Here is a 7,836-nt window from a genome sequence, read left to right as displayed (position 1 = left end):
GCTCCCACGCTATCAACGTGGGAGCGGGCTTGCCCCGCGATGGGGTCGGCTCAGAGAACGACGGTACGATTGGCGTTCAGGAACACCCGCTTCTCAATGTGATACCCCACCGCCCGCGCCAGGGTCAGGCACTCGATATCGCGCCCCTTGGCAATCAGGTCTTCGGGGTAGTGGCTGTGGTCCACCACCTCGACGCCCTGGGCAATGATCGGCCCTTCGTCCAGGTCGTTGTTGATGTAGTGCGCGGTGGCACCGACCATCTTCACGCCCTTGTTGTAGGCCTGGTGATACGGCTTGGCGCCCTTGAACCCCGGCAGCAGCGAGTGGTGGATGTTGATCGCGCAACCATCCAGCCGGCGGCACAGCTCGGGCGACAGCACCTGCATGTAGCGGGCGAGGATCACCAGCTCCGCACCGGTCTGCTCGATCACGTCCAGCACCTTGCGCTCCTGCCCCGGCTTGTCGTGGGGGTCGAGGGCAAAGTGGTAGTAAGGGATCTTGTGCCAGTGAGCCAAGGGTTCGAGATCGGGGTGATTGGACACCACCGCGACCACGTCCATGGCCAGTTGGCCGATGCGTTGGCGGTACAGCAGATCGTTCAGGCAGTGGTCGGCCTTGGACACCATGATCACCACCTTGGGGCGGTGATGCGGTGCGGTCAGCTCGAAGGCCATGCCGAAGGCTTCGCTGCGCGCGGCAAGGCCGGCCCGAAAGCCGCCCTCGTCGAAGCCGTCCGGGGCGCGGAACTCCACGCGAATGAAGAACCGCCCCGACAGCCGGTCATCGAAGGAATGGTGCTCGGTGACGTAGCAGCGCTGCTCGTAGAGATGACGCGTCACCACATCGACGGTGCCGAGCATGCTCGGGCAGTCGGCAGTGAGAATCCAGGTGTCCGGTGCCCGACTCATGCTGTGTACTCCCTTAGGCTTCGATGGCCAGGCCGTATTCGGCCGATGCGTCCTGCAGCCACAGCCACCAGTAGTCGGAGAAGCTGCGGCGGATCATCAACTCCCAGGTGTCTTCGGCGGTGCGGCGGATCACCAGTTGCGACTTGGCGAACACGGTGCCCACGGCCTTGCCCACCGGGAAGTTGTTCGGGTGAACATCATAGCTGGTGGATTTCATCAGCACGTCGCGCACGTTGGGGCCGCGCAGCTCGAGCAGGGTCTGCCCTCCGCTGACGTTGACCACCTGGATGTGCTGGCCGTCGAGGGCTGCACGCAGCTTGTTCTCGACTTCCACTTCCTGGCCGCCGGGGACGATCAGCAGGAACTCGTCCGGGCCCATCCATTGCAGCGAGATGTCGCCGTTGGCGACCACGGTCAGGGCCACCGGCAGCTCCAGCCCCAGGGCCTTGTGCACGGCGCCGGCGAAGGCCGGGTCGTGGCTGTTGCCACGGAGGGTCAGGTGGCCGAGGAATTTCTTCTCGCGCAGGGTCACGCCTGCGTTCTTGCGGCCCTTGCCGACCAGGCTGGCCAGGTCGGCGTGGTGCAGTGGCGACTGAGCCTTGGCATCAGGGCCGGGGTTTTGCTGGAAGACGTTGATAGCGCTCATTTCTTACCTGCCTTGAATTCTTGTGGGTCAGAGCGGGCACCGAACCTGTGGGAGCGGGTTTACCCGCGAATGCGGCGGTAAAGCCAGCATCGCATTCGCGGGTGAACCCGCTCCCACAGTGTCCGATGTTGTCAGCCGGAGCCTTAGACGTTCTGCCGCTCACCCTTCGGATCGAAGAACACCGCGGAGACGATTTCCGCCTCGATCACGCTGCCATCGGCCTGTGGCGAATACACCCGCTCGCCCATGCGCTTGAGGCCGCCTTTGACCACACCCATGGCGAACGAATAGCCCAGGGAGTTGGAGGCATAGCTGGAGGTGACGTGGCCGACCATGTCCATCGGGATCGGTTGCTTGGGGTCGAACACCAGCTGGGCGCCTTCCGGCAGCCACACCTTGGGATCGACCGGCTTGAGGCCCACCAGCTGCTTGCGGTTGTCGCGCAGGCAGTCTTCGCGGTTCATGCCACGCAGGCCGATCCACGAGAACGGCTTGTTGCGGCCCACGCACCAGCTCATGTTCAGGTCGTCCGGGTTCATCGAACCGTCGGTGTCCTGGCCCACGATGATGAAGCCCTTCTCGGCACGCAGCACGTGCATGGTCTCGGTGCCATACGGGGTCAGGTTGTACTTCTTGCCGGCCTCGACGATCTGCTCCAGCACGCCCATGGCGTAGTTGGCCTGCACGTTCACTTCGTACGACAGCTCGCCGGTGAACGAGATGCGGAACACCCGGGCCGGCACGCCGCCGACATTGCCTTCCTTCCAGGTCATGAACGGGAAGGCTTCCTTGTCCATGTCGATGTCGGTCAGCTCGCTGAGCAGCTTGCGGCTGTTGGGGCCGGACAGGGTCATGGTCGCCCAGTGGTCGGTGACCGAGGTGAAGTACACCTTCAGCTCCGGCCATTCGGTCTGGTGGTACAGCTCCATCCACTGCAACACACGGGCGGCGCCGCCGGTGGTGGTGGTCATGATGAAGTGGTTGTCGCCGACGCAGGCGGTCACGCCGTCGTCGAAGACCATGCCGTCCTCTTTGCACATCAGGCCGTAGCGGGCCTTGCCCACGTCGAGCTTGGTCCAGGCGTTGGTGTAGATGCGGTTGAGGAACTCGCGCGCGTCCGGCCCCTGGATGTCGATCTTGCCGAGCGTGGAGGCGTCCAGCAGGCCGACGCTGTCACGCACGGCCTTGCACTCGCGGGCCACGGCAGCGTGGATATCCTCGCCGGCTTTAGGGAAGTACCACGGGCGCTTCCACTGGCCGACGTCCTCGAACTCGGCGCCGTTCTTCACGTGCCAGGCATGCAGGGCGGTGAAGCGCACCGGCTCGAACAGGTGGCCACAGTGCCGGCCTGCTACCGCGCCGAAGGTCACCGGCGTGTAGTTGGGGCGGAACATGGTGGTGCCCATTTCCGGGATGGTGATGCCGATCGAACGGGCGGCGATGGCCAGGCCGTTGATGTTGCCCAGCTTGCCCTGGTCGGTGCCGAAGCCCAGCGCGGTATAGCGCTTGACGTGTTCGACCGACTCGAAGCCTTCGCGGGTGGCCAGTTCGATACCGGCGGCGGTGACGTCGTTCTGCTGGTCGACGAACTGCTTCGGCCCTTTGCTGCCCTTGTCGTGCGGCACCTGGAACAGCGCCACGGTGGCCTCTTCCTTGCGCGCCACGGTTTTCGGCAGGGTGCCGACGGTAGCCTTGAAACCGGCCTCGGTGGCAGCGCGGGCGCCGCCTTCGAAACCATCGGCAATCACGTCACCGAGGGCATAGACGCCGTTGATGCCGCCGACGCACTCGCGCTTCTGCGGGGCATCCCCCGGCACGAAGCCAAGGATGTCGTCACGCCATACCGGGCGGCCGCCCAGGTGCGAAGCCAGGTGGACGATCGGGCTGTAGCCGCCGGACGTAGCGATCAGGTCGCACTCGAGGGTCTCGCCTGGGCTGGTGACCTTGTGTGCCTTTACATCGATGGCGGCCACACGGGCGCCGGTGACATGCTTGCTGCCCTTGGCCTCGACCACGGCGCTGGAGGTGAGAATGCGGATGCCCTTGGCACGCGCCTCTTCAACCAGCGAACCACGCGGGTTGTGGCGGGCGTCGGCGATGGCCACCACTTGCAGGCCGGCGTCGTGCCAGTCGAGCGCTGCGCGGTAGGCGTGATCGTTGTTGGTCGACAGCACCAGCTTGCGGCCCGGCGCAACGCCGTAGCGGCGCACGTAGGTGGAGACCGCACCGGCCAGCATGTTGCCCGGCACATCGTTGTTGCCGTACACCAGCGGGCGCTCGTGGGCGCCAGGGGCCAGCACCACACGCTTGGCGCGCACGCGGTGCACGCGGTGGCGCACCTGGCCGATCGGGGCGCGGTCGCCGAGGTGGTCGGTGAGGCGCTCGTGAATGGTCAGGAAGTTATGGTCGTGGTAGCCGTTGACCGTGGCACGTGGCAGCAGGGTCACTTCCGGCAGGCTTTCCAGCTCTTTGACCACGGCGTTGACCCAGTCGGCGGCGGGCTTGCCGTCGAGGGTTTCGCGGGTGTCGAGCAGGCTGCCGCCAAACTCTTCCTGCTCGTCAGCCAGGATCACCCGGGCACCGCTGCGGGCGGCGGCCAGGGCTGCGGCCAGGCCTGCGGGGCCGGCGCCGACGATCAGCACGTCGCAGTGCTGGTTCATGTAGTCGTAGCTGTCCGGATCGTTCTGCAGCGGCGCACGGCCAAGGCCTGCGGCTTTGCGGATGTACTTCTCGTAGGTCATCCAGAACGATTTCGGGTACATGAAGGTTTTGTAGTAGAAGCCCGGCGGCATCATGCTGCCGCCCACCTTGCCGAGGATGCCCATGACGTCGTTGTTGACGTTCGGCCAGCCGTTGGTGCTGGTAGCGACCAGGCCTGCGTACAGCGCCTGCTGGGTGGCACGCACGTTGGGGATCTGGGTGGCTTCGCTGGAGCCGATCTGCAGGATGGCGTTCGGCTCTTCGGTACCGGCGGCGATGATGCCGCGGGGGCGCGAGTACTTGAAGCTGCGCCCGACGATGTCGACGCCGTTGGCCAGCAGGGCGGCAGCCAGGCTGTCGCCGGCATAGCCCTGGTAGGTCTTGCCGTTGAAGGTGAAGTTCAACACCTTGCTGCGGTCGATACGGCCGCCGCTGGCGAGGCGATAGGTCTGGCTCATACTTTTTCCCCTTGGCCCTTGGCGGTCGCGGATGCCGCGCTTTGCTTGCCGGCAGCGGTGACTTGAGGCTTCTCGCCGATCTTGTAGGTTTCCAGAATTTCGTAGGTCACGGTGTCACGGGTGACGTTGAAGTACTGGCGGCAGCCGGCAACGTGGTCCCACAGCTCGTGGTGGATGCCACGCGGGTTGTCGCGGAAGAACATGTAGGTGCCCCACTCCTCGTCGGAGCAGGCGGCCGGGTCCAGCGGGCGCGGGATGTGGGCCTGGCCGGAAGCGTGGAATTCTTCTTCGGAGCGCAGCTCGCCGCAGTGGGGACAGAAAATATGCAACATGACGGTTGTCTCCGGGTCAGTGGGCGACGGCAGCAGCGCCGTGTTCGTCGATCAGCGCACCGTTGTAGAAACGGTCCATGGAGAACGGCGCGGCCAGTGGGTGCATTTCGCCCTTGGCCAGGCTCGCGGCGAACACGTTGCCCGAGCCCGGGGTGGCCTTGAAGCCGCCGGTGCCCCAGCCGCAGTTGAAGAACATGTTCTTGACCGGGGTCTTGGAGATGATCGGGCAGGCGTCCGGCGAAGTGTCGACGATGCCGCCCCACTGGCGGTTCATGCGCACGCGCGAGAGGTTGGGGAACATCTCGACGATGGCCTGCAGGGTGTGTTCGATCACCGGGTACGAGCCGCGCTGGCCGTAGCCGACCCAGCCGTCGATACCGGCACCGATCACCAGGTCGCCCTTGTCGGACTGGCTGATGTAGCCGTGCACGGCGTTGGACATGATCACGCTGTCGATGATCGGCTTGATCGGCTCTGATACCAGGGCTTGCAGCGGGTGCGACTCCAGCGGCAGGCGGAAGCCGGCGAGCCTGGCCATGTGCCCGGAGTTACCGGCGGTGACCACGCCGACGCGCTTGGCGCCGATGAAGCCTTTGTTGGTTTCCACGCCGATCACGGCGCCGTTCTCTTTACGGAAGCCAATCACTTCGGTCTGCTGGATCAGGTCCACGCCCAGGGCGTCGGCGGCACGGGCGAAGCCCCAGGCCACGGCATCGTGACGGGCCACGCCACCACGGCGCTGCACGGTGGCACCGAGGATCGGGTAACGGGTGTTCTTCGAGCAGTCCAGGTAGGGGATCTCGGCCGCGACCTGGGCAGTGTTGAGCAGCTCGCCATCGACGCCGTTGAGGCGGTTGGCGTTGACCCGGCGCTCGGAATCGCGGATGTCCTGCAGGGTGTGGCACAGGTTGTACACGCCGCGCTGGGAGAACATCACGTTGTAGTTGAGGTCCTGGGACAGGCCCTCCCACAGCTTCATGGCGTGCTCGTACAGGTGCGCCGACTCGTCCCACAGGTAGTTGGAACGCACGATGGTGGTGTTACGGGCGGTGTTGCCGCCGCCCAGGTAACCCTTCTCGATCACGGCAACGTTGGTGATGCCGTGCTCTTTGGCCAGGTAGTAGGCGGTAGCCAGGCCATGGCCGCCACCGCCGACGATGACCACGTCGTAGACCTTTTTAGGGGTTGGCGTGCGCCACATGCGCTGCCAGTTCTCGTGGTGGCTGAGGGAGTGTTTGAAGAGGCCGAAGCCCGAGTAGCGTTGCATGGTCGTTTACTCCACTCAGCGGTAAACAGGGAAGTCTGCGCACAGGGCGGCGACGTTCTTGGCCACATCGGCTTCGACGTCAGCGTCGCCGAGGTTGTCGAGGATGTCGCAGATCCAGCCGGCCAGGGCCACGCACTGGGCCACCTTGAAGCCACGGGTGGTGACGGCCGGGGTGCCGATGCGCAGGCCCGAGGTGACGAACGGCGACTGCGGGTCGTTCGGCACGGCGTTCTTGTTGACGGTGATGTGCGCGCGGCCCAGGGCGGCGTCGGCATCTTTACCGGTAAGGCCCTGGCGGATCAGGCTGACCAGGAACAGGTGGTTGTCGGTACCGCCCGAGACCACATCGAAGCCGCGGTCGATGAACACCTGGGCCATGGCCTGGGCGTTTTCGATGACCTGCTTCTGGTAGGCCTTGAAGCCAGGCTCCAGCGCTTCCTTGAAGCACACGGCCTTGGCCGCGATCACGTGCATCAGCGGGCCGCCCTGGGCGCCGGGGAAGACCGCGGCGTTGAGCTTCTTCTCGATCTCTTCGTTGCTCTTGGCCAGGATCAGGCCGCCACGGGGGCCGCGCAGGGTCTTGTGGGTGGTGGTGGTGACCACGTCGGCGAAGGGGATCGGGTTCGGGTACAGGCCGGCGGCGACCAGGCCGGCGACGTGGGCCATGTCGACGAACAGCAGGGCACCGACCTTGTCGGCGATGGCGCGGAAGCGTGGGAAGTCGAGGGTCTTGGAGTAGGCCGAGAAGCCGGCGACGATCATCTTCGGCTTGTGCTCGACGGCCAGGCGCTCGACTTCGTCGTAGTCGATCAGGCCGGTAGTGGTGTCGATGCCGTACTGCACGGCGTTGTACAGCTTGCCGGAGGACGACACCTTGGCGCCGTGGGTCAGGTGGCCGCCGTGGGCCAGGCTCATGCCCAGGATGGTGTCGCCGGCCTGCAGCAGGGCCAGGTACACGGCGCCGTTGGCCGACGAGCCGGAGTGCGGCTGCACGTTGGCGTAGTCGGCGCCGAACAGCTGCTTGGCGCGCTCGATGGCCAGCGCCTCGACCTTGTCGACGTGCTCGCAGCCGCCGTAGTAGCGCTTGCCTGGGTAGCCTTCGGCGTACTTGTTGGTGAGGCCGCTGCCTTGGGCCTGCATCACGCGCTTGCTGGTGTAGTTCTCCGAGGCGATCAGCTCGATGTGATCTTCCTGGCGCTGTTCCTCGGCATTCATCGCCGCCAGCAGTGCGTCGTCGTAACCCTGGATCTGGTCTTGCTTGCTGAACATCATGTATCTCCCGGCAGCGATCGTTTCTTGTCTGTAGAGGGACTTGTCACCCTTTGCAGCGATGGTATGACCGGGCCGGGGTGCACAGATGCCTGCGCGCGCCTTGCAATGGCGCGTTTACGACATTGGCTGCAGGGTTTGTCTGTGCCGGCCTCTTCGCGGGTGAACCCGCTCCCACAGGGTGCGCCGCTGTGCCTGTGGGGGCGGGTTTAACCCCGCAGAGGCCGGGACAGGCGACGCCGGCCGGGGCGTGTAT

At 65.4% G+C, this 7,836-nt stretch carries 6 protein-coding genes; all 6 read right to left on the bottom strand.

Translation table 11 applies throughout. From position 1 onward, the window contains the following. Positions 1 to 50 precede the first annotated feature (50 nt). A complete protein-coding gene (gene purU / locus ABE459_RS25135) occupies positions 51 to 908 on the bottom strand; it encodes a formyltetrahydrofolate deformylase (protein ID WP_323830147.1) in 858 nt (285 codons plus the stop codon). 13 nt (positions 909 to 921) lie between these two features. Further along, complete coding sequence (gene soxG / locus ABE459_RS25130; protein ID WP_125462282.1) at positions 922 to 1,554, bottom strand: sarcosine oxidase subunit gamma family protein; 633 nt, start codon at positions 1,552 to 1,554, stop codon at positions 922 to 924. 143 nt (positions 1,555 to 1,697) lie between these two features. Further along, positions 1,698 to 4,712, bottom strand: coding sequence for a sarcosine oxidase subunit alpha (locus ABE459_RS25125; protein ID WP_125462281.1), 3,015 nt, complete (start codon positions 4,710 to 4,712; stop codon positions 1,698 to 1,700). After that, positions 4,709 to 5,044, bottom strand: coding sequence for a sarcosine oxidase subunit delta (locus tag ABE459_RS25120; RefSeq protein WP_110992278.1), 336 nt, complete (start codon positions 5,042 to 5,044; stop codon positions 4,709 to 4,711). The genes ABE459_RS25125 and ABE459_RS25120 overlap by 4 nt, the downstream gene beginning before the upstream one ends. Before the next feature lie 16 nt (positions 5,045 to 5,060). Further along, the gene (locus tag ABE459_RS25115; RefSeq protein ID WP_110992277.1) at positions 5,061 to 6,311 is read right to left on the bottom strand and encodes a sarcosine oxidase subunit beta family protein; all 1,251 of its coding nucleotides are present in this window, start codon (positions 6,309 to 6,311) and stop codon (positions 5,061 to 5,063) included. Positions 6,312 to 6,326: 15 nt separating this feature from the next. Beyond that, entirely contained in the window at positions 6,327 to 7,580 is a 1,254-nt protein-coding gene (locus ABE459_RS25110; RefSeq protein WP_125861225.1) for a serine hydroxymethyltransferase, read from the bottom strand. Between the last annotated feature and the right edge of the window lie 256 nt (positions 7,581 to 7,836).

It is taken from the genome of Pseudomonas sp. TWI923 (assembly GCF_039673365.1).
In the GTDB taxonomy this organism is placed as follows: domain Bacteria; phylum Pseudomonadota; class Gammaproteobacteria; order Pseudomonadales; family Pseudomonadaceae; genus Aquipseudomonas; species Aquipseudomonas sichuanensis.
The sequence above is the reverse complement of the archived record's forward strand: the minus strand, read 5'-3'. Positions and strand labels throughout refer to the sequence as shown.

Excerpts from the sequence above, each read along its gene's own strand:
- purU (WP_323830147.1), bottom strand. The coding sequence starts at position 908 with ATGAGTCGGGCACCGGACACCTGGATTCTCACTGCCGACTGCCCGAGC.
- soxG (WP_125462282.1), bottom strand. The coding sequence starts at position 1,554 with ATGAGCGCTATCAACGTCTTCCAGCAAAACCCCGGCCCTGATGCCAAG.
- ABE459_RS25125 (WP_125462281.1), bottom strand. The coding sequence starts at position 4,712 with ATGAGCCAGACCTATCGCCTCGCCAGCGGCGGCCGTATCGACCGCAGC.
- ABE459_RS25120 (WP_110992278.1), bottom strand. The coding sequence starts at position 5,044 with ATGTTGCATATTTTCTGTCCCCACTGCGGCGAGCTGCGCTCCGAAGAA.
- ABE459_RS25115 (WP_110992277.1), bottom strand. The coding sequence starts at position 6,311 with ATGCAACGCTACTCGGGCTTCGGCCTCTTCAAACACTCCCTCAGCCAC.
- ABE459_RS25110 (WP_125861225.1), bottom strand. The coding sequence starts at position 7,580 with ATGTTCAGCAAGCAAGACCAGATCCAGGGTTACGACGACGCACTGCTG.